19 protein-coding genes are annotated in these 19,360 nt (G+C 69.4%); 10 read left to right on the top strand and 9 right to left on the bottom strand.

What is annotated here, in order from left to right; all coding sequences use genetic code 11:
* Positions 1–52: 52 nt before the first annotated feature.
* Entirely contained in the window at positions 53–970 is a 918-nt protein-coding gene (locus AB0G15_RS02050; protein ID WP_362834588.1) for a hypothetical protein, read from the bottom strand.
* A 313-nt stretch (positions 971–1,283) separates the two neighbouring features.
* On the opposite strand from AB0G15_RS02050, the gene AB0G15_RS02045 reads away from it, so the two are divergent.
* The 3 genes from AB0G15_RS02045 (at position 1,284) to AB0G15_RS02035 (ending at position 3,660) form a co-directional block, all read left to right on the top strand.
* Positions 1,284–1,595 (top strand): hypothetical protein, encoded by a 312-nt coding sequence (locus tag AB0G15_RS02045; RefSeq protein WP_362834586.1) that lies wholly within the window; start codon positions 1,284–1,286, stop codon positions 1,593–1,595.
* Positions 1,571–1,987: a PIN domain-containing protein gene (locus AB0G15_RS02040; RefSeq protein ID WP_362834584.1), complete on the top strand. Its 417-nt coding sequence runs from the start codon at positions 1,571–1,573 to the stop codon at positions 1,985–1,987. Before AB0G15_RS02045 ends, AB0G15_RS02040 begins: the two co-directional genes overlap by 25 nt.
* 740 nt (positions 1,988–2,727) lie before the next feature.
* Entirely contained in the window at positions 2,728–3,660 is a 933-nt protein-coding gene (locus AB0G15_RS02035; RefSeq protein ID WP_362834582.1) for a GNAT family N-acetyltransferase, read from the top strand.
* Between the two features lie 213 nt (positions 3,661–3,873).
* Here AB0G15_RS02035 and AB0G15_RS02030 read toward each other — a convergent pair whose 3' ends face one another.
* Positions 3,874–4,434, bottom strand: coding sequence for an SMI1/KNR4 family protein (locus AB0G15_RS02030; RefSeq protein ID WP_362834580.1), 561 nt, complete (start codon positions 4,432–4,434; stop codon positions 3,874–3,876).
* A gap of 840 nt (positions 4,435–5,274) precedes the next feature.
* On the opposite strand from AB0G15_RS02030, the gene AB0G15_RS02025 reads away from it, so the two are divergent.
* Positions 5,275–6,042, top strand: coding sequence for a DUF2306 domain-containing protein (locus AB0G15_RS02025; protein WP_362834578.1), 768 nt, complete (start codon positions 5,275–5,277; stop codon positions 6,040–6,042).
* Between the two features lie 74 nt (positions 6,043–6,116).
* Here the strand turns inward: AB0G15_RS02025 and AB0G15_RS02020 are convergent, their stop codons facing one another.
* Positions 6,117–7,355, bottom strand: a complete 1,239-nt coding sequence (locus AB0G15_RS02020; protein WP_362834576.1) for a glycosyltransferase 87 family protein — start codon at positions 7,353–7,355, stop codon at positions 6,117–6,119.
* Between the two features lie 254 nt (positions 7,356–7,609).
* Here AB0G15_RS02020 and AB0G15_RS02015 point away from each other — a divergent pair, with 254 nt between their 5' ends.
* Positions 7,610–8,281: a hypothetical protein gene (locus tag AB0G15_RS02015; RefSeq protein WP_362690273.1), complete on the top strand. Its 672-nt coding sequence runs from the start codon at positions 7,610–7,612 to the stop codon at positions 8,279–8,281.
* 71 nt (positions 8,282–8,352) lie between these two features.
* On the opposite strand, the gene AB0G15_RS02010 is transcribed toward AB0G15_RS02015, so the two are convergent.
* Genes AB0G15_RS02010 through AB0G15_RS02000 form a run of 3 tightly spaced genes read right to left on the bottom strand, consistent with a single transcriptional unit; the run spans position 8,353 to position 10,783 of the window.
* Positions 8,353–9,120, bottom strand: coding sequence for an ABC transporter ATP-binding protein (locus AB0G15_RS02010; RefSeq protein WP_362834574.1), 768 nt, complete (start codon positions 9,118–9,120; stop codon positions 8,353–8,355).
* Complete coding sequence (locus AB0G15_RS02005; protein ID WP_362834572.1) at positions 9,093–9,851, bottom strand: ABC transporter permease; 759 nt, start codon at positions 9,849–9,851, stop codon at positions 9,093–9,095. The genes AB0G15_RS02010 and AB0G15_RS02005 overlap by 28 nt, the downstream gene beginning before the upstream one ends.
* Positions 9,848–10,783, bottom strand: a complete 936-nt coding sequence (locus tag AB0G15_RS02000; RefSeq protein WP_362834570.1) for an aliphatic sulfonate ABC transporter substrate-binding protein — start codon at positions 10,781–10,783, stop codon at positions 9,848–9,850. Before AB0G15_RS02000 ends, AB0G15_RS02005 begins: the two co-directional genes overlap by 4 nt.
* A gap of 346 nt (positions 10,784–11,129) precedes the next feature.
* On the opposite strand from AB0G15_RS02000, the gene AB0G15_RS01995 reads away from it, so the two are divergent.
* The gene (locus AB0G15_RS01995; RefSeq protein WP_362834568.1) at positions 11,130–11,891 is read left to right on the top strand and encodes a GNAT family N-acetyltransferase; all 762 of its coding nucleotides are present in this window, start codon (positions 11,130–11,132) and stop codon (positions 11,889–11,891) included.
* A gap of 34 nt (positions 11,892–11,925) precedes the next feature.
* Complete coding sequence (locus tag AB0G15_RS01990) at positions 11,926–12,660, top strand: hypothetical protein (protein ID WP_362834566.1); 735 nt, start codon at positions 11,926–11,928, stop codon at positions 12,658–12,660.
* A 362-nt stretch (positions 12,661–13,022) separates the two neighbouring features.
* Here the strand turns inward: AB0G15_RS01990 and AB0G15_RS01985 are convergent, their stop codons facing one another.
* Positions 13,023–13,781: a class I SAM-dependent methyltransferase gene (locus AB0G15_RS01985; RefSeq protein ID WP_362834564.1), complete on the bottom strand. Its 759-nt coding sequence runs from the start codon at positions 13,779–13,781 to the stop codon at positions 13,023–13,025.
* A 69-nt stretch (positions 13,782–13,850) separates the two neighbouring features.
* Here AB0G15_RS01985 and AB0G15_RS01980 point away from each other — a divergent pair, with 69 nt between their 5' ends.
* From AB0G15_RS01980 to AB0G15_RS01970, 3 genes are all read left to right on the top strand, one after another.
* Positions 13,851–14,420 carry a CGNR zinc finger domain-containing protein gene (locus AB0G15_RS01980; protein WP_362834562.1) on the top strand — a complete coding sequence of 190 codons (570 nt, stop codon included), beginning with the start codon at positions 13,851–13,853 and terminating at the stop codon, positions 14,418–14,420.
* Positions 14,421–14,671: 251 nt separating this feature from the next.
* Positions 14,672–15,484 (top strand): hypothetical protein, encoded by an 813-nt coding sequence (locus AB0G15_RS01975; protein WP_362834560.1) that lies wholly within the window; start codon positions 14,672–14,674, stop codon positions 15,482–15,484.
* A 111-nt stretch (positions 15,485–15,595) separates the two neighbouring features.
* Complete coding sequence (locus AB0G15_RS01970) at positions 15,596–16,870, top strand: sigma-70 family RNA polymerase sigma factor (RefSeq protein WP_362834558.1); 1,275 nt, start codon at positions 15,596–15,598, stop codon at positions 16,868–16,870.
* Positions 16,871–17,089: 219 nt separating this feature from the next.
* Here AB0G15_RS01970 and AB0G15_RS01965 read toward each other — a convergent pair whose 3' ends face one another.
* Both AB0G15_RS01965 and AB0G15_RS01960 read right to left on the bottom strand, forming a co-directional pair.
* Positions 17,090–17,986 carry an alpha/beta hydrolase gene (locus tag AB0G15_RS01965; RefSeq protein WP_362834556.1) on the bottom strand — a complete coding sequence of 299 codons (897 nt, stop codon included), beginning with the start codon at positions 17,984–17,986 and terminating at the stop codon, positions 17,090–17,092.
* Positions 17,987–18,152: 166 nt separating this feature from the next.
* A complete protein-coding gene (locus tag AB0G15_RS01960) occupies positions 18,153–19,085 on the bottom strand; it encodes a sigma-70 family RNA polymerase sigma factor (RefSeq protein ID WP_362834554.1) in 933 nt (310 codons plus the stop codon).
* Positions 19,086–19,360: the final 275 nt, after the last annotated feature.

Here is a 19,360-nt window from a genome sequence, read left to right as displayed (position 1 = left end):
ATCGTCCCACGACTCGACGTCCCCGATGGCGACCTTTGCTGCGGGACGAGCCTCAGCCGATGAGGCGTTTGCGCCAGTCGAGGGGGGCGATGGTGATGGTCTGCTGGGGATCGCCGTTCCACTCCACCGAAAGGCCGGTCTCCTGGAGTGCGGCGACGATCTCTCGGCCGATGGACGCCGTCGTATCCGATGAACCGTCGAATCCGCCGTACAGGAGTGCCAGCCCGTGGCCGGCTGCGGCCGAGTCCGTGCACTGGCTGTGGAAGTAGACATAGCCGCGGGCATCCGGTGAGCTTGCCGCTGCGATTTCCGCCTGACCGCAGGTGCGGCAGCAGGCGAAGTTCTCCCTTGCCGTGATGCCTGTGGCTTCCAGGGCGGTGAAGGCCCGGCTGAGCCGTTCCGGGTCCTGCTCCCCCTCCCAGGAGGCTTGTTCCTCGACGCGCTCCAGCCACATTCGGTCCACCAACCGGCGTGCCTGTTCGGGAGAGACCGGCCGGCGGTCTCCTGACACGAGATGATCCTGTGCGATCTCGGCCAGTTGTGCCCGCGTTGCGTAACCACCCACGATCACCTCGCGGATGCGCGCATCGAGCCCCTTGCGCTCGTCCTCGTCAAGTTCGAGAGGCGGTGGAGGTTCGGGGAGGCCCAGGTCCAACGAGGTCCAACTCAGTCCGGAGCTCCATTCGTCCTCCAGGCACGCCCAGCGGGTCATGGCCGCGATCACCGGCTCGGGCCTGTCGAGTGTCGCCTGGAAGTGGCGGTCGGGTGCCCCGTCACGGTGTTCCAGCACATAGTCGCCTTCGCCCTCGTGCCATACCTGGATGAAGACTTCGGGGAGGTCGGGAATCCGCTGGACGACCAGGAACCTATCGTTCTGACCGCCCAGCCGGTCGACCAGTTCGGCGAGTTTCTCAGCGCTTGCCCGGACGTACCGGTGACCGTCCTCTGTCAGTACGGTGATCGCGAGCATGCCGGTCACTCTGACACAGGGCGCGGACACATGACTAGCCCGGAGGGGCGGAAGCGCCTGCCGGGCACAAGGACTTGCGAAGATCGTTGGCTGCCCTGCGTCGGTTCGTGACTGGAGACTCTCGCGGAGGTTTCCATCGTGGCGTAATGCACTGAACAGTTACTGCGGCATCAACGTCAATCCAGGTGATCCGTCCGAGTGGGGCGTTCGCCGGAGAGGCTTGGTTCCCGTGGGGGAGTAGAGCTCGACCGCTCGATCCAGGTGAGTGGTGAACTTCCCAACAGTTTGCTACTTGAAGTAGTAAACTAACTGCATGAGTTTGCCTGAGCGAGAGTTCGCCCCGGGGGACGGCCCGGCGGCCAAGGTCAGTGTCTCCTTGCGTGCGGGGAACATCCGGGCGGTCCGGGAACGCGTTGGAGCGCGCGGGTTCTCCGCCTATGTCGATGCCGCGGTTGAACGTCAGATCGAGCGGGATCTTCTGGAGGAGGCGCTTCAGGCGAACGAGGCCGCCTGTGGGCCGATCCCGCAGGGATTGCGCGATGAGGCGGCGGAGCTGTTTCGCGACGTGAAATCCGCACCCGAACTCCAGGAAGAGGGCGGATGGCGCGCGCACGAAGCAAGCTGAGCGCGGGCACCGTGGTCCTCGACTGCGAAGGCCTCGTCAGGTGGTGTGAGGCCGATCAGAGAGTGACCGCGATCGTGCGCGAGGCCCAGGACAACGACTTCCGAGTCGTCGTCAGCGCGATGACGCCGATCGAGGCTCAGGACGTCCGAGTGAAGAATGATCGCCTCACATGGCATCTGTCCCGGCTGAAGGTCGAACCGGTGACCGAGGACATCCGTGTGCGGGCGATTGAGCTTCTTCGCGAGGCCCGGCTGCACGGTCACAAGTACGCCATCGACGCCGTGGTGGCTGCCACCGCCTTGCGTGCGGTCAGGCCGGTGATCGTCCTCACCTCCGACGAGGACGACATGTACAAGCTCTGCGGAAAAACCGTCAAGGTCATCGGAGTCTGAGGCCCACCGGCCACTTGGCAGTGCACGGTGTCCGGGACCGGGGTCAGCTGCCCGGTCGGCCTGACCTCCGGCGAGGCGTAGGCCTGCGGTTTAGCGAGATCCTGGCTCTTGATCGCCCGGTGCGTCCGGTACGGATCTTGGGTTAGAGTCGTTTGCCCGACCTCAGCAGGTCGGTGCGCACGCGGACGACATGGGGGCGTACCCTCGTGCTCGCCAATCGAAGCCCTCCTGATCATGGCGTCACGGCCGATCGTATGTGTGCGACCGTACGACCTCGGAAGCGTTGGGGCGAACACTGTTCGACGACGCCGCTTGCACGGTCACACGCCATCAGCCCCCGGTAACCGGCAACCGCCACCCACGGCAAGACTCTTGACTGCATTGTTCGGGCGGCGCTGCGCTGGTCGTGGTCTTGTCGCTGCTTCGGCGTGATGAGACGGACCGTCATGCCTCGGCGCGGAGGAGGCTGCGTCCGGTTGGATGGGGCTCATGACTGCCCTGACGTGGCCAGGCTGTCGCCCGATGCCCCGGTGCTTCGCGACGCGTGCCGGTCCATGGCGGTGCCGGAGGCCGTTCACGTGGTGATGAGCATCGGGTGGCACCGGGGTCTCCTGTCCGGGTCGGCCCGGCGTCCGGTAAGGCGTGGTCAGCCTGACCTGACTCGCGCCAGGGCTGCTCCATCCCGGCAGGCATCGGACATTGGTTGCAGTGGTGGACAAAAGGTTCGCTAGCCTCTTCGGATGATCTCCTATCGTGCGATCGTCCCTGCGGATCTCCACCGCGTGACCGCCTGGGTCGTGACCGAGCCCGTCGGCTGGATCCCCGCCGATCGCTACCTCGCGGAACTGGCCGAGGACATGTACCGGCCGGAATGGACGTGGATCGCCGAGGCCGGCGACCGGGTCGTGGGACGGGCGCTGTGGTGGGGGCCGAGGGACAGCGCGTACCCGGTCGCGCTCGATTGCCTCGACGTGGATCCCGCGGTGGGTGAGCGCACCGCTGTCGCCGCCGGGCTGATCAGGGCCGCGCTGGCCGGATTCCCGCGGCCGGTACAGTACGCGATCAAGGCGGCGGGCGGCCGGCGTGACGACGCGGACACCTCGGCGGCCGTCGAGTGGCGGCGAGCGGCGGCACACGCGGCCGGCCTCACCCGGGAGGTGGAGCGGCTGCAGTTCGAGTGGGCGCCGGCCGACGGGACGCCCGCGGCGACCGGCGCGCTGCGGTTCGCGGAGGCGTCCGACGAGGAGTTCCTGGCGGTGTTCACGAGAATCGCCGAGGGCAGCCTGGATGCTCAGACCCGGGCGAGTGTGGCGGCCAAGGGCGTGGACGCGACCGCGCGCGAAGAGATGGACTTCTATCTCGGGGCGCCGGGCAAACGGGAGTGGTGGCGGATCGCCTACACGCACGAGGGCGAGGTGGCAGGTATGGCGATCCCCTCGGCCACGCCGTACAGCGTGAACGTGGGGTATCTCGGGGTGGTGCCGGAGTTGCGGGGGCGCGGTTACGTGGACGAGGTGCTCGCCGAGATCACCCGCATCCACGCGGCCAACGGAGAGACGCGCGTCACCGCCACCACCGACGTGGGCAACGCGCCGATGGCGGCAGCGTTCCGGCGCGCCGGATACCGCAACACGGAGATCCGGATCAATCTCTCCAACGACCTCCGGCCCTGAGAACTGCTGCCAGGAGCGAAGCGCCGACACCGGCGGCATCCGTACACGAGACCTCGGCGACATGTATCGCCACAGGGTCAAGGCTGCCCGCCCGCGGCGGTCGGCGCGCGTCGCGGCGGTCGCCGGCCGCGCCGCGGCTCTCCGGCCGGTCGCGGCCACGCCGCCCACGCGCATGACCACCGCCACGAAGGACCCGAGACGGCGAATGGGACCTCAGCTCGGGTATCGCATTCGCAGCTCGTCCATTGCGAGGTCCCAGAAGGACCTGTAACGCTTGGCGCCGGCCAGCCATGGCGCGAGATACCAGGCTTCCCACTCACCTTCAGGAGTTTTGACGTGGGGGTTGAGGAGAACGGCTCCGTCGTCCCAATACCCGGCCAGAAGGGTGTCGGACACATACTCCCCTCTCATGTCGACGGAGACCTGCTCGTGTCCGTAGACGAAGTAGAGCTCGTCGGGCACGCTCCATGAGTTCTCGGGCTTGGGTTCTGACCAGCTCTCGGCTGTCGAGGGGTCGACATCACGGAGCCAGCCGACTTCCTCGACACGCAGCAGGCGGCAGTCGTCGTCGCTGCCCCACCCGTTGGCGAACAGGAGAAACCGCCGGTAACTCGACGGCAGCCCCACGCCCAGCCGCTCTTCGAGCTCGCGGACCTCTGCTTCGGTAGCCGGAGGATACAGATCGCCGAGTGGGCCGACCGCCGGGTGTTCGGAACCCTCGGTCACCGGATGCCTTGCGGGGAAGCGTTCGGACCATGCGTATTCGGCGCTCATCGTGAAGAGGACATCTCCGTTTCGGGTGGCCGCCGCACGTGCGGCACGAAGTCAGGACTGCCCCTCCCGACGACCTCCAGATATGGGGCACACGCGAGATGATCAACGTACGGCATCTGTCAATGCTTGGCATCCCCGCAGTTCACGCAGCACATCGGTCGCACGTCGAGCCGGATCGTCCAGGGAGACGGTGCGGATCTCGCCGATCCTCCGGGGTGAAGCCGACGCTGCGTGGGCTACGGGCGCAATCTGTCAGGCTCGTGGAGCACTCTGTCCGCCAGACGGTGCGGGAACATACGCTTGACGCTCTCCGCGTAATCCCCACCGTCGGCGGGTTTCCTCACTTGATCTCCGTCCACCCGCACCGGCATGGAGACGCCTCCCGACGAGACGTCGGCCGTTGGCGTCATCCTGCAGGTTGCCCAGGCGAACGATGAAGAACCCTCTTTGCCGAGCAGCCGGACCTTGCAGGTACCCGGGCCCCAGAGCAACTCGTCCGGCAGGCGCGCGGCGAGGCGTTTTCTCCTCGGCCTGGACAGCCGGCGTGTTGCGGTCAGGCAGCCGGTAAGGCGGCTCGGAGCAGCCGGACGCCACCGCGACCATCGCTCCGATGCCGACGATGCCGACGATGTATCGACGACACATGCTCCCGATGATGTCATCTCCACACCGCACACTCGTGAGGTCTCCGACACTTGGCACAAGCTGAGCTTCCCCCGTAGGACGGACGACCTCACGGGACCTGGGCCGAAAATACGCCCTGCCGGTGGACGATCGGCCGGCTCAGGCCGGACCGTTCTCCCGATGAGCCGCCGGCGTCCCGGCCGTCACGATCGGACCATGACCGATGAGCGCTCGACGGGACACCCTCCGTCCCCGCGGTCGCCGCGAAGCGGCCGGCCGACGGATGACCGGAACACGGCAGGGACTCTCGCCGCCCGTGGCCGTGAAGTCGCCACGGCCTCCTCCGGCAGGCCGGGCTGGCTCCTGCCCGCCGCGCTGATCCTGCTCAGTGCCGTTCCCATCATCGCCGGAGCCGCCCGCCTGACCGAGCTGACAGCCGGTGCGGAGATCACGCCGGGAAACGCACGGTTCTTCGCGACGCCTGTGCCGGTGGTGCTGCACATTCTCACCGTCAGCGTGTACAGCGTTCTGGGGGCCTTCCAGTTCGCGCCCCGTTTCCGCCGCCGGAGGCCGGGCCGGCACCGCGCCGCCGGGCGGGTCCTGGTCCTCTGCGGCGTCGCCGCCGCGCTTTCCGGTCTGTGGATGACGCTGTTCTATCCCCGGCCCGACGGTGACGGTGATCTCCTCGCCGGCATCCGGCTCGTGTTCGGCTCGGCCATGCTCCTGGCCATCGTTCTCGCCTTCGCCGCGATCCGGCGGCGGGACGCCGCCCGGCACCGCGCCTGGATGATCCGTGGTTACGCGATCGGTTTGGGCGCGGGCACGCAGGCGCTGACCCACCTGCCCTGGTTCCTGATCTTCGGGACGCCCGGCGAGTTCCCCAGGGCACTGCTCGTGGCCGCCGGCTGGGTGATCAACCTCGCCGTGGCCGAATGGTTCATCCGCAAGCGTCCGATCGGTCGGGGTCGCGTCTCCGCGAGGTGACCGGGCGCGGTCTCCGCCGGGCCTCGGCGGCTCACGCCGCGGCCGGGCCGTGTGACCCTGACCGTCGAAGGGCTCTAGCCGTCGCCTGACCCGTGCCTTCTTCGCCGCCGATCGCTCCGGCCGAAACAAACCGCGAGCGCCAGCAGCGTCGACAATCCGCTGAGCACGTAACTGTCCGTCAGCAACATCAGCCACATCCCGGCGTGGGACGGATATACCAGAAGTACCGCCAGGGCGATGTATCCAGGCAGGAGAAAGACGAACCACAAGAACCCGACGCCCACCTTCTCGAGCGTGGCCTCTGTGCGTTGAGCGTGCTGTGCCCAGAGCACCAGGAGTGGTATGCACCAGACCCAATGGTGCGGCCAGGAAACGGGTGAGACCAGCAGCCCCACGATGGCGCAGACGGTGATTCCGGCGAGCTCGCCCGCCTTCTTCGCGGTCCGTGCGGCGACTAAAAGCCCACCCGTGCCGACCACCGCGCACAGGACGAGCCACAAAGGCACGGTGGGCCAGGAGCCGGGCATGAGCATGAGCACGCCGCGAAGCGATTGATTGAAAAAATCCGCGCCCTGCTCGGCGGCCACCCGTTGCGTGTCGAAGAATGCGCCACCCCAGTAATCACGTGAATCGGCCGGCAGCAGCAGGAAGCCGAGGACCACTGTGCCGAGAAAGCCGAGTCCGGCCATCAGGGCGGCCCGGAAACGACGCGTGATGAGAAGGTAGGGGATGAATATCAGTGGGGTGAGTTTGATGCCGGCGGCGATGCCCGTTCCTATGCCGCGCCATTTTTCCTTGCCGTGCGTCAGATCCACAACTATCGCCAGCAGCAGAATGATGCCTATCTGCCCGTTCCACAGCGTGAGCGTCACCGGGTACAAGGGAAGTATCGCGACGACGGCCAGCAACGTGTGAGTCGCCCGGCGATCACGGTGCTTCACCGCGGTACGGCCGATGAGAATCCATACCACCGCCTCGAGGGCGAGTATGGAGATCAGCACCCAGAGGGCGACGGCGATCTCCATTCCGACCAAGGCGAGAGGCGTGAACAGCATCGCCGCGAACGGTGAATAGGTGAATTTCAGCCACCTTTCACCTACGGCCAGGTCGTAGACGGCGGTACGCCGCAGTACCGCCGCTCCGCCTTCCCGGTAAACCTCCAGATCGATCCAGCCCTTCGCGTGGATCGCGCTGAAGGCGAAGGCCGCCAGCGCGCCGATCAACGCGATCAACACTCCGCATGCCACCTGGAAGGAGCCGCCATCTTTTTTGCCCGAACGAATTCGCGGACCGGCTGACACCGAAGAAAGCATGGCAACTCCAGACTTGGCTACGGTGCACGCTAGCCACGCCGGCTTGTCCAAAGCTTGTCGTGCTTCGCCTGTGCCGGCCGTTCGCCGGTCGGGGCTCTGGTGTGACGCGGACACACGGGGAAGCCCTCCGGGGTGGCCGTTGACTCCGGTACCGAGCGTGCGAACCCCTGGGGCTCCGGGAGATCAAGGTCATTGTTCTCTGTTGGAACGTGACATATGTTCCGGACAGACACCGCCGACACCAGGGAGAAGTCGTGCCCGAACTCGTGGCTCCCCAGCTCGTCGTCAACAGCCGGATGATCTACTTCGGCTGGGTGCCGGCCGACCCCGAGGCCGTCGCGGCCCTGGTCCCCGACGGTCTGAAGCCCATGGCCAACCGGCAGGTCTTCATGAACCAGTACGTCGTCGACCGGCCCGAGCAGACCTCGGGCTTCGGCGCGTACTCGCTCACCTACATCGGGCCGGACCTGGAGGACACCTACGCTCCCGACGGCGTGACCCCCGGCCGCTGGTGGACGCACTACTTCAACTCCAGCGAGGTGGTACGCGAGTACGCGGCCGCCCGAGGCGTGCCCGCGAGCGTGGGCCGTACCACGATCGAGGTCGGGGACGGGAAGCTGGTCGCGACGACCGAGTCGGACGGTGTGCCGGTGATCCGCGCGACCGCGCGGGTCGGTGAGACCGGTACGGCGGTCAACCGCGGCCAGCTGCGCTACATCACGGAGGTCGACGGGCAGCGGCACAGCGGGCTCTATCCGTTCGTGGCGGAACCGGTCGACCCGTTCGAGGTCGTGTCCCTGGAGTTCCTGGAGCCGGGCCACTCCGTCTACGCTCTCCGCCCCGCCGATCCACTGCAGATCGTGTGGGGCTTCTACTCGCCCCGGTCGTCCTTCACCTATCCCGGCGGGGAGTCGGTGATGGCCTGACGCCCGGCACCGGGGGAGCGGCGAGGCCGGGCCGCGGCGGCCGGTGGGATCTCGGTCCCACCGGCCGCGACCTAGCCCTCTGAATGACGTCCCCCGCGCATGACAGGGCTGCGCGTCCGGGGTTCCTCGGGGTCGGCCGGGACGTGGAGGAGGGCCAGCAGGCGGCGGCGGAGGTCGCTGAAGCCGGGTACGTCGACGGAGCGGGGGTGGCCGAGGTCGACCTCGATCTCCTCGGCGATGCGGCCCCTGTCCAGGACGAGGAGCCGGTCGGAGAGAAGGATCGCCTCCTCCACGTCGTGGGTGACGAGGAGGGCGGCGAAGCCGTGCCTGGCGCGGAGCCTGCCGAACAGAGCCTGCATCTTCAGCCTGGTCAGCGCGTCGAGCGCGCCGAACGGCTCGTCGAGCAGGAGCAGGTCCGGCTCGCGGACCAGCGCCCTGGCGAACGCCACGCGCTGGGACTGCCCGCCGGACAGTTCCGACGGCCAGGCGTCACGCCGGTCGGCCAGCCCCACCTCCTCGAGCGCCGTCGTCGCGCGCTCCTGGGCGTCCCGGCCGCGGACGCCCAGCGCCACGTTGTCGGCCACCCGTTTCCACGGCAGCAGCCGGTGCTCCTGGAACACGACGGCCTTCGACCCGCAGGTCGTGAAGTCGCCGGAGGCCTCCTCGTCGAGCCCCGCGAGGATCCGCAGGAGCGTGCTCTTGCCCGATCCGCTCTCTCCGAGCAGGGCGACGACCTCGCCCCGCTCGATCCGCAGGTCGACGCCGTCCAGGACCGTCGTGCCGGCGAACACCCGGCGTACCCCGGTGGCGGCTATGACGCTTGCAGGCCGCGTCGCCATGACAGCGTTCTCCTTTCCGCGGTGCGCAACGCCAGGTCGGACAGCAGGCCGAGGGACGCGTACACGACCAGGCCCAGCACGACGATCTCCGTCTGGCTGAAGTCGCGGGCCTCCATCATCATGAAGCCCAGGCCGCTCTGCCCGTTGACCTGCTCCCCGACGACGAGGCTGAGCCAGCCCGCGGCGAACGCCAGTCGCAGGCCGAGGAACAGGGACGGCATCGCGCCCGGGAGCACGACGTGCCGGATCCGCTCAAGGTGGGTGAGGCCGCAGGTCCGGGCGGCCTCGACCAGTCTCTCGTCGATGTCGCGGATGCCGGCGTAGGTGTTGAGATAGATCGGGAAGAACGCGCCCAGCGCCACCAGCGACACCTTCAGCGACTCCCCGATGCCCACCCAGATGATGAGCAGCGGGACGAGTCCGAGATGCGGCAGCATCCGGGCCGCCTGGACCGGCGGGTCCACGAGGTCGTCCCCGATCCGGAGCAACCCCGCGAGCGCGCCCAGGACGAGGGCGAGCGAGCCTCCGATGAGCAGCCCGAGGGCGGCCCGCTCCAAGGATTCCAGCAGGTGCAGGCCGAGGGATCCGTCCAGGGACAACCGCCAGGCCGCCGCCGCGATCTTGCTCGGCGGGGGAAGCTTGTCGGGCGAGAGGAGACCGGCCTGCGCGGCGCCCTCCCATCCGGCGACGAGCACGACCGGCGTGATCAGCCGCCGTGGCCTGAACCTCACTTCAGGACGTCCGAGAAGCTCGGGTCGACGAGACTCTTGATGTCGACCTTGCCGGGAATGAGCGCGAGGTCGGCGAAGCCGTCCGCGATCTGCTGGAGCTCGTCGCCGATCGTGGCGTCCACCTGCGCGAGCGGCTGGGCGCTGCGCTCCAGGGCGCGGCGGGCGACGTCCTCGGGGATCTTCAGCTCGGGGGCGAGCAGCTTGACGCGCTCCTCCGGGTTGGCGATGCCCCAGTCCGTGACCTCGCGGTAGACCCTCAGGTACTCACGTACCAGGTCGGGCTTGTTCCGCAGGGCTTCGGGCGACACCAGCAGGTACTCGCGGTTGTTGGCCAGGCCGGTGGCGTCGGCGAGGACCTTCACGCCCGGCTGCTCGGCGAGGGAGAAGTACGGGTCCCAGATGATCCAGGCGTCGACCTGGTCGTTGTCGAACGCGGGACGGGCCTCGGCCGGTTTGAGGTACTGGACCTCGATATCGGTGATCTTCATGTCGTTGGCCTCGAGCAGCTTGACCAGCAGCCAGTTGACGTTCGACCCCTTGTTGAGCGCGACCTTCTTGCCCTTGAGGTCCTTGAAGGAGGTGAAGCCGTTCTTCTCCTTGACCAGGACGGCCTCGCCCTTCGGCACCGGCTCGGAGGTCGCGATGATCTTGAACTTGGTGCCGCCGGCCGCGGCGAAGATCGGCGGCGCCTCGCCCGTCTGCCCGATGTCGATGGCGCCGGCCTTGATCGCCTCGGTCAGGGCGGGGCCGCTCTCGAACAGCGACCAGGAGGCGTTCGGGGCGAGTCCCCTGGCCTTGAGCAGGCTCTGCCCGCCGAACCGCTGGTAGCCGACGCGCAGTTGTTCCTTCTCGGCCTTCGTCTCACCTCCTCCGCAGGAGGTGAGACTGCCGATCAGGGTGAGCACGCCAAACAGGGCAAGAACGCGGCGCATAAGGGGGCTCCTCGGGGAACGAAGCAAACGGCCGCAAGTATGCCTACTAATCCTACCTTTTGTATAGGGTTAATGGACAGGTGGGCCTGACCCCGCGAGCGGGGCGACGGCGTCCCGGGGGGGGCAGGCGGCCGAGCTCCACGGCCCGGGCGGCGACACCGGGCATCCGAGGTGCGACGACCGCGGCCACTCCCTCGTCTTCGGAGTCGGTCGGCGCGAGGTCGCCGGAGCCGCCCTTGACCGGGTGCGCGGGCAGGTCGCCTGAGCGGCGGCCGGTATCGTCCCCTTACCGGGCCGCGAGTCCTCCGGCTCGCCGCTGACCATGGAGAACGCGAGGGAGAAGGCCATGGACACCATCGCCGACCGGATGGCGGCGGCGTACTTCGACGCCATCGCGTTGCTCTGCGAGGTGACACCGGCGGGCCGGTACGCCGAGCGGGGCACCGCCCGTGCGGCGGTGACCGGCGCGGGCGTCGCGACGTTGAACGCCGCCTACGACACGGCACCGGAACCGGATCGCGAGTCGCTCGACGAGATGGCGATCGAGGTCGGCGGACAGGGCGTGCCATGGTCGATCCTGGTTCGGGGCGAGGCGGGCGGCGAGATCGCCGACCTCGCGGCCCGGCACGGGCTGGCCGAACGCGGTGATCTGTGGTTGCTGGCCTGCGCCACGGGCGACATCGTGTTCCGGGCCGACGCGGCACGGCGAAAGCCGGTACGCCAGGTCGGCGCGACCGAGAGCGACCTCTACACCGAGGCTCTCACCCAGGGCTTCGAAGCTCCCGAGGGCGTCTTCGGCTCGTTGATGGGCGGCGGTGTGCTCGACGCCGGCCCCGTCACCGGCTATCTGGCCGAGGAGTACGGACGGCCTACCGGCACCGGGCTCGGGATCCGGGGCCCCGGCGTGGTCGGCGTGTTCAACATCGCCGTCGTGCCGGACGCACGGAGCCGCGGCCTGGGCCGGGCGATCACCGAGACCGTGCTGCTGGACGGCGTCGCGGCCGGAGCGAGCGAGGCCTACCTGCACACCAGCGCGATGGGCCGGCCGCTCTACGAGTCGATGGGTTTCCGCCCCGTGGAGAAGTGGACCGTGTTCGAAGCACGGTGACGGACGAGACCGTCCAGCCGAGGAAGAGGATCGAATGAACTTCAGCGAGAACGTGCGCTCGGCCTTCCGGCGCGGTGAGAGCGACGCCGTGGTGCGCATGAGCGAGGCCGAGATCGAGCGGGCCCGGGCGGCCGGCGACCCGGCGGGCGAGGTGGAGGCCCGCTACAGCCTGGCCCGGGTCGCCATCCGCGGCGGTGACCTGCCGGGCGGGGAGGCCCGGGCCCGGGAGGCGCTCGCGGTCGCGCTGCGCTCCGGTGACCGGAGTCTTGAGGAACGGCCGAGGCACGTGCTGGCCGCCGTGGCGCGCATGTCCGGCGACCTGCTCCGCGCCCGGGATCTGTACCGGGAGAGCATCGCCCTCAACGAGGCGCTCGGCCGGCCCGAGACGGTCAACTCCGAGTATCACAACCTCGCGTTCTGCGAGCTGGGCCTGGGCAATCTCGATGTGGCGGGGAAGCTGTTCGCCGAGGGCCGTGAGCGGGTGTTCCGCAACGGCTGGGCCGACTTCGTGCCGTACGTCTGCGTGGCGGGCGCCGCGTACGCCTCGGCCGAGGGCGATCACGCGCGGGCGGCGCGGCTGGCCGGAGTCGCGGACGGCGCGTTCGCGTCGCTCGGCCAGGTACCGGATCCCGACGACGCGGCCGACCTCGCCAAGGTGCGCGCCGCCGCCGTCGAGGCGCTCGGCCCGGACGCCTTCGACGAGGAGCACGCGCGAGGCCGGCTCCTCGATCCGCGTGCGGCCTTCGCCGACGACCGGCGCGCACCTTGACGGGTTCGCCGTGCGCGTCACCTACTGGATCGCACCTCATCGCCGGATCGTGCTCCTGACCGTGTTTCACAAGACGCGGATGCGTGATGATCGTGAGGTCGAGCGGGCTCGGCGAGCCATGCGCCGCTGTGCCGATGGTGAGTGAACCGACGACTGTCGGGCGTCGACACAGGATCGAGCCGTGATCGGCAAAGGCGTCGGCGCGACTGATCGGATCGTGAATTTCGTGAGTGCCCTGCTCGTCGCCTGGCGATCTTACTGCGGTGACCCTCCTGGCCGGGGTATCCGAGTTCCGCCTGGCCGATGGTCATCAAGTGCGGCAACGGTGCTCACGGGTCACCCCATCCCTGACCGCCGGCGGATCAGTCGCGGACGGCGCAGAGGAGACGGTTGTGGCCGCGCTGCCAGAGGGTGCCGGTCTCGGTGAATCCGGCGCCGCGGAGGGCGTCGACATGTTCGGAGAGCAGGGAGGACTCCGAGCCGTGATGGTCGGCGCCCGCGGTGGTGCGTGCGGTGTGGAGCTCGGCGAAGGCGGGATCCGCGGCGACGGCCTCCCACCACTGGCGCCAGCCCTCGGGGTGGCCGCCGGCGAACGCGCGCCGGGTCTCCCGGTCGTGCACGGCGCGTTCGAGGCGGGCGATGGCCGGAGTGGCGTCGTCGGTCTCCATGTGGTCGCCGTTGAGCAGGAGCCCGCCCGGACGCAGCACGGTCGCCAGCTCGGCGTACATCTTCCGGAGGTCCGGTCCGGAGATCCAGTGCAGCGCGGTGGTGCTCACCGCGACGTCGGCCGGCCTGCTCAGGCCCAGGGACTCGGTCCATCCGGGGCTGCGCAGGTCGAGGGAGACGAAGGTGAGGTGCGGGTAGGCGGCCCGGCCGAGGCCGAGGAGGAGGGGGTCCGCGTCGACCGGGACCACCGTCGCCTCGGGCAGCCGCTCCAGGAGGCGGGCGGACAGTGATCCCGGTCCGCAGCCGAGGTCGACGACCAGCGGATCGGGGCGGCCCGTCGCCTCGACGGCGTCGATCAGCGCGGTGAAGCGCTCCTCGCGGTCGGGCAGGTAGCCCTCCTGCTGGCGGTCCCAGCGTGCGATCCACTCGAGTGCGGCATCGTGGGTGAGCACCATCGTCTCCTTGTAACTGTCGTCTAAGCTTGTGACAGTTACAAACTAGAACGCAAGGATGTAACCGGTCAAGTGGATTTCAACAGTCACGCTGATGCGATCGTCCGGGTGGCGGTGGGGTTGGTCAACGAGCTGACCCCGGGAGAGAGTCGGGGCCGCGACCTCCCGCCGCCGCGAGATCTCGTCGCCGCCGCCACGGAGGGTCTGCGCACCGGCTACCCGGGCCATCGGGAGGTCACCGAGGTGGAGGCCGGTGAGCTCGTCGAGATCGCGGCGCGGCTGCGCACGGTCTTCGACGCCGTCGCGACGGGAGACGTCGACACCGCCGCCCTGCGGGTCAACGCCCTTCTGGAGGAGACCCGGGCCCGGCCGATGCTCGAACGTCACGACGGGGAGCCGTGGCACCTGCACTTCCACGGCCCGGGCGGCACCATGGCGGGCGACTGGGCGGCGAGCTGTGCCACCGGTCTCGCGATCGTGCTGGGGAGCGAGTATCACGACCGTCTCGGCGTGTGTACGGCGCCGCACTGCGACCGGGTCTACGTGGACGTCTCCCGCAACGGCACCCGCCGGTTCTGCGGCACCAGCTGCCAGAACCGCGTCAAGACCGCGGCCTTCCGTGCCAGGGGCAAAGGCCCGTGAAGGCACGCCCCCGACGGCCGCCGACCGCCGACCACGGGTGCCGGGACACCTGGCGGGCCGGGTGCGAGACCGGCCCGCCAGGTGTCCCGGCAGGTGGGTGCGAGGCCGGCCCGCGGCCCCGGCACGCGGGCGCGTTCACCCTTTCGCTCGAACGATTTCGAGCGTGGAATCGAAGGTTCGTATTCGAGACGGTGCCGTGATCTTCCTTTGGAAGGATTCCTCTCCCCTCGCCGGATGCCGAAGGAAATCGCATGAGAAGAATCACCGTCGGCCTCGTCGCGGGCCTTGTTCTGCTCACGCCGCTGCCGGCCCGTGCCGCCGCCCCCGATCCGGTCAAGGCGCTCCACGCCCAGGTCGTGCCCGGCAGGGGCGTCACCATTTCCCTGGTCACCCGCATGTCGGCCGACGGCAAGCGGTTCGCCACCATCCGGACCGACCGGGTCGCCGGATTCCGTGAGGGAGGGCGGGTGGAAACAGATGACATCAGCACGTTCTACTCGCCGGCCGCCAAGGCTTCGGAGCTGGAATCGGATCCTTACTTTCTCTTTCCCTCGCTGCTCATCAAAGTCAAAGACGCGAACTACACCTCGGGTGGCGAACTGGTCGGCAGTCTGCCGCCGGGCAAGCAGTGGGTGCGCAGCCGATGGCCCGAATCCAGTCCCGCGGATGTCACGGTCGATCTCCTCCAGCCCGGTACGCTGCGGGCGCTGCTCGCCACCGCCTCCTCCGCCGGCCCACGTGCCGCCAGGGGCACCATCCGCACCTCCAAGATTCCTGGTCTGCCCTTCGGCGGTCTCCCTTCGGAGCGCGGCGAGAAGCTCGCCTGGGCGCTCTGGTTCGACGCCAAGGGCAGGGTCACCCGCCTGACCACCAGGACCTCCCAGCAGACGAACGACAACTACGAGCTGGGCCTCGGCTCCGACCTGCGCTTCACCGGCTGGGGTGCCAGGGTGACCATCGAGCCGCCGCCCGAGGACCTGGTCGTCGATGCGGAGGACCTTCCCGAGCCCGACCTGTTCGGAGAGTCGCCGACGACGATCGAAACCCCTCCGAAGGGAAACTGAGGTCCGGGGCGCGCCGGCCCCTCGGCGGGCCGCCCCTGCCGGCGATCGGGAAAGCGAACCGGCTCATCGGGTGATACCCCATGACCGACATTCGCTCCCGAGAGGTTCTCGATGACAGCCACGCCGGTCGAACGACCGCCAGAACAGTCGCTCGACGACTTCTCCGCGGTCTTCGACGCCTACTTCGGGGAGATTCACGGCTACGTCACCCGGCGACTCGGCCCCGGACAGGCCGAGGACGTGGTGGCCGAGACGTTCCTGACGGCGTTCCGCAAGCGGGCGCGGTACGACCCCGCCAGGGCCGGCGTCAGAACCTGGTTGTACGGCATCGCCACCAACCTCATCGGTAAGCACCGCAGGGCCGAGGTCCGCGCGCTGGGCGCCATGAACAGGTACGGCCCCCCGGCCGACTCACCCGGCCACGAGGAACGGGTGGCGGCCCAGGTCAGTGCCGAGAGCCTGCGCCCCGCGCTCGCCGAGGCCATCGCCCGTCTCGGGCGGGGCGAGCGCGACGTACTGCTCCTGACGGCCCTGGCGGGGCTGAGCCACGAGGAGATCGCCGCCGCGCTCGGCATCTCCTACGGCACGGTCGGCTCGCGGCTGAGCCGTGCCAGAAGCAAGATCCGCTGGTACGTCAAGCGGCTGAACACGATCCGGTGGGCCAGGCCGTACGACAGGAAGGGCGACACCTATCAACTGGAGAGCTCCACCACCACCGAGGACTGGATCTCCGAGGAGGGCCGGGCCTGGACCGGCTACAGGAAGCTGGCTACGCGCCCCCTCGATGTGGAGGCCTGGCGCCGCGACGGCTCGCCGACCGAATGGAAGGCGGAGCGCGGTGACTCCTCCGTCTCGCCGGGCGAGGGGAGGACGGAGTACGGTGCCTTCTCCACCTCGCCGGGTAAAGGGCATCTGGGCTCGTACAAGAACAGGAAGAAGTTCCGGTTCGGCGGCGAGCAGCTGACCCTGGAAGAGATCAAGGCGCTGCCCGCCGACCCCGGGGCTCTGAGGAACCGGGCGCTGGAGGCCATCCACGCCGGGGTCGAGCGCTCCGCGGACGACCACCTGCCGATGGCGCTGGCGTCACTGCTGTACGAGCTGCCCGCCTCTCCTGAGGTGCGGGGCGCCGCGTACCGGGCGCTGGCGGCGCTGCCCCTCGTACGGGCGGAGGGCCGCACCAGGGACCCGCGAGGCAGGCCGGGCGTCGCGATCGCGTTCCCCGGCATGTACGACCGGTCCACCCCGAACAGGTTGATCATCGATCCGGACACCTCGATGGTGCTGGCCTTCCTGGACGCCGGCGTGCCCGGCGGGAGCAAGGGCACCGAGGTGGTGCTGGAGGCCGGCTGGACCGACTCCGAGCCGGTGGCGCCCTCGGCCGGGTAGGGGATGCCCGTGCCCGGCCACGGATGCGGGGCACGGTGGCCGGGCACGCTCGCGGTCGCGGGCGACCGGCGAGAATGAAATCGTTTCCGCCGAGCTCAAGGCCCGGTCATCGAGCCGGCCGGCCCCACCTCGGTGACCATACGCACGGAGGGCCGGGCGGAACCCTGTCCCGCTCGGCTCCGGTGGCCAAGGTCGCGGTACGACAGGCCCGCGGGCCTGTCACACCGCGGTGGACGCGGCGAAGGCGGCGATCGCCCGGGCGAACTCCTCGGGCTCCTCGAGGTGGCCGAAGTGGCCGCTGTCCTCCAGGATGAGCAGCTCGGAGCCGGGGATCAGCTTGTCGAGCTCGTGGGCCCAGCGCACCCCGCAGATGACGTCGTACCGGCCGACGATCACCAGGGTAGGCGTGGTGATCGCCCCCAGCAGCTCTCGGTCGTCGATGACGTCGGGGGCGAGGTGCTCGTCGAGGCCCGAGATGTGTGATCCGCTCACCGAGGCCCTCATGGGCGCGAACTCCTCCGCGCGTCCCCAGTAGTCGGCGAGGTAGGCCGGGAGCAGCCCGCGGATCGCGGCGGTGAACTCCTCGTCGTTCGAGATGGCGGGGATCGACCCGAAGGCGTCGAGGACCTCCTGGAGCTCGGGGTTGCCCGCGTTCCTCCGGGTGAACTCCTCCAGGTTGCGCATGGCCTCGGCGAAGTGCTCGGCCCCGGTGACCGGTGCGCTCTCGTACAGGATGATCCCGGCGAGCCGGTCGGCGTGGCGCAGGGCGTAGTGCTGCACCACGAAACCGCCGTACGAGTGGCCGAGGAGGTACACCTTCGGGAGCGCGAGGTGCCCGATCAGGTTGTCGAGGGCCTCCGCGTAGCGGTCCCGCGTGTAACCGTGGGGGTGCGTCTCGAGGCGGCCCGATCCGCCCGTGCCGATCGGCTCCACGTACACCATGGTCAGGTGCCGCTCCACCGCCGGCATCCTCATGTACTCCCAGAACACTCCGGGGCCACCGGAGTGTGCCAGGCACACCGGGCCGGTGCCGTGGACGTGGTAGCGCTGGACGATGCCGTTCAGGTCGACGGTGTGGGTGCCTGGCGACAGCGGGTTCGTGCCGAGGGCGTTCATGGGATCTCCGGTCGTGTGGTGTCGTCACTGACACCGACAGGACGCGGGGGCGGCGGGTAAGTTCGGTCCGGCCCCTGTGATCGTGGTCACAGCCGCGGTCGCGGGCGAAGCCGCCGTTCCGTGCTCAGGCCGGTCCGTTCCGTGCTCAGGCCGGTCCGTTCCGTGCTCAGACCGGTCCGGAGGGTTGCGGATGATAGAGCCGCAGCTGGTGCACCCGGCCCTTGTCGAGGGACATGAGCCAGGTCACGGCGGGCGGGCAGTGTTCGGGGCTCTCCGCCGGATTGACGATGTCCATCTCCCAGATGGTGATGTCACGGCTGGCGACCACGTGGGCGAGGTGCTGGCGGACCCCCGCCTCCAGATCGCCCTCCATTCCCCTGAGCAGGAATTCGCGCCCGATCCTCGGGCGCTCCCCGCTGAGCAGCGCGACCTCCGGCGACCATCGTTCGGCCAGGACCTCGGCGAACCTCCCCCGCACGGCCGCGTCCAGGGTCTCCAGGGCCTCCCGGCGGCTCGCCGCGGCCAGCTCGGCGGCGTCGCCGTGCGCCGAGTCCGCGGTCGCCCGCAGAGCCTCGGCCAGCTTGGCCCTCCCCTGGCTGAGCCGGCTGCGAACCGTGCCCACGGGCACCGCGCAGGCCGCCGCTATCTCCTGGTAGGACGTGACACCGCTGCTGAAGTGCCGCAGCATGACGGCCATCCGGACGGGCGGGGGCAGCTCCTCGATCGCCCGCCAGATCCAGTCGCGCAGCGCGTGCCGCTCCAGCGCCTGCTCGGGGGTCGCGTCGGCGGAGGGCGGCGCCTGCTCGTCGAGGAACCGGACGTCGTGGACGGACCGGAGACGCGTCCGGCACGCGTTGCGGACGATCATCCGCAGCCACGGCCCCACCGCTGCGGGATCCCGGACATCGCCGATCCGCCGCAGCGCGACCAGTGCCGCGTCCTGTACGGCGTCGTCCGCGTCCGGCCCGTGCCCCAGCAGGCTCAGCGCCACCGCGCGCATGCCCGCCTGGTGGCGCTCCAGCAGCAGCCCCAGCGCCGCGGCGTCCCCGGCCTGGGCGGCGAGGGTGAGTTCCGGGTCCGAGGTCCCGCGGGGCGTCATGCTGGTCCACCTCTTGCTCCGGCCGCTCCCGCCGCTCCACGGTCCGGCCGATGCCTCTCGTGACCGCGATCCCGCAGGTGGTGACGGCCGCATCCATGATCGTCGATCGTTCGTGCTCGGTCCCGCACGGGCGCCCAGCATACTTCGGGGTGCCGGATGCGCCGGGCATGCTTCGGGGTGCCGGATGCGCCGGGCATGCTTCGGGGTGCCGGATGCGCCGGGCATGCTTCGGGGTGCCGGATGCGCCGGCGACGGCGGGATTCGCCGGGCGGGCC

The organism is Streptosporangium sp. NPDC023825 (genome assembly GCF_040639575.1).
Classification (GTDB): domain Bacteria; phylum Actinomycetota; class Actinomycetes; order Streptosporangiales; family Streptosporangiaceae; genus Streptosporangium.
Note: the sequence above shows the minus strand (reverse complement) of the source record. Positions and strands in the feature narration are given on the sequence as shown.

What these genes read in the sequence shown, in the direction of transcription:
- AB0G15_RS02020 (WP_362834576.1), bottom strand. Translation starts at nt 7,355, where the DNA reads ATGCTTTCTTCGGTGTCAGCCGGTCCGCGAATTCGTTCGGGCAAAAAA.
- AB0G15_RS02050 (WP_362834588.1), bottom strand. Translation starts at nt 970, where the DNA reads ATGCTCGCGATCACCGTACTGACAGAGGACGGTCACCGGTACGTCCGG.
- AB0G15_RS02025 (WP_362834578.1), top strand. Translation starts at nt 5,275, where the DNA reads ATGACCGATGAGCGCTCGACGGGACACCCTCCGTCCCCGCGGTCGCCG.
- AB0G15_RS01970 (WP_362834558.1), top strand. Translation starts at nt 15,596, where the DNA reads ATGACAGCCACGCCGGTCGAACGACCGCCAGAACAGTCGCTCGACGAC.
- AB0G15_RS01975 (WP_362834560.1), top strand. Translation starts at nt 14,672, where the DNA reads ATGAGAAGAATCACCGTCGGCCTCGTCGCGGGCCTTGTTCTGCTCACG.
- AB0G15_RS02045 (WP_362834586.1), top strand. Translation starts at nt 1,284, where the DNA reads ATGAGTTTGCCTGAGCGAGAGTTCGCCCCGGGGGACGGCCCGGCGGCC.
- AB0G15_RS02040 (WP_362834584.1), top strand. Translation starts at nt 1,571, where the DNA reads ATGGCGCGCGCACGAAGCAAGCTGAGCGCGGGCACCGTGGTCCTCGAC.
- AB0G15_RS01990 (WP_362834566.1), top strand. Translation starts at nt 11,926, where the DNA reads ATGAACTTCAGCGAGAACGTGCGCTCGGCCTTCCGGCGCGGTGAGAGC.
- AB0G15_RS01960 (WP_362834554.1), bottom strand. Translation starts at nt 19,085, where the DNA reads ATGACGCCCCGCGGGACCTCGGACCCGGAACTCACCCTCGCCGCCCAG.
- AB0G15_RS01965 (WP_362834556.1), bottom strand. Translation starts at nt 17,986, where the DNA reads ATGAACGCCCTCGGCACGAACCCGCTGTCGCCAGGCACCCACACCGTC.
- AB0G15_RS01985 (WP_362834564.1), bottom strand. Translation starts at nt 13,781, where the DNA reads ATGGTGCTCACCCACGATGCCGCACTCGAGTGGATCGCACGCTGGGAC.
- AB0G15_RS02035 (WP_362834582.1), top strand. Translation starts at nt 2,728, where the DNA reads ATGATCTCCTATCGTGCGATCGTCCCTGCGGATCTCCACCGCGTGACC.
- AB0G15_RS02010 (WP_362834574.1), bottom strand. Translation starts at nt 9,120, where the DNA reads ATGGCGACGCGGCCTGCAAGCGTCATAGCCGCCACCGGGGTACGCCGG.
- AB0G15_RS02030 (WP_362834580.1), bottom strand. Translation starts at nt 4,434, where the DNA reads ATGAGCGCCGAATACGCATGGTCCGAACGCTTCCCCGCAAGGCATCCG.
- AB0G15_RS01995 (WP_362834568.1), top strand. Translation starts at nt 11,130, where the DNA reads ATGGACACCATCGCCGACCGGATGGCGGCGGCGTACTTCGACGCCATC.
- AB0G15_RS02000 (WP_362834570.1), bottom strand. Translation starts at nt 10,783, where the DNA reads ATGCGCCGCGTTCTTGCCCTGTTTGGCGTGCTCACCCTGATCGGCAGT.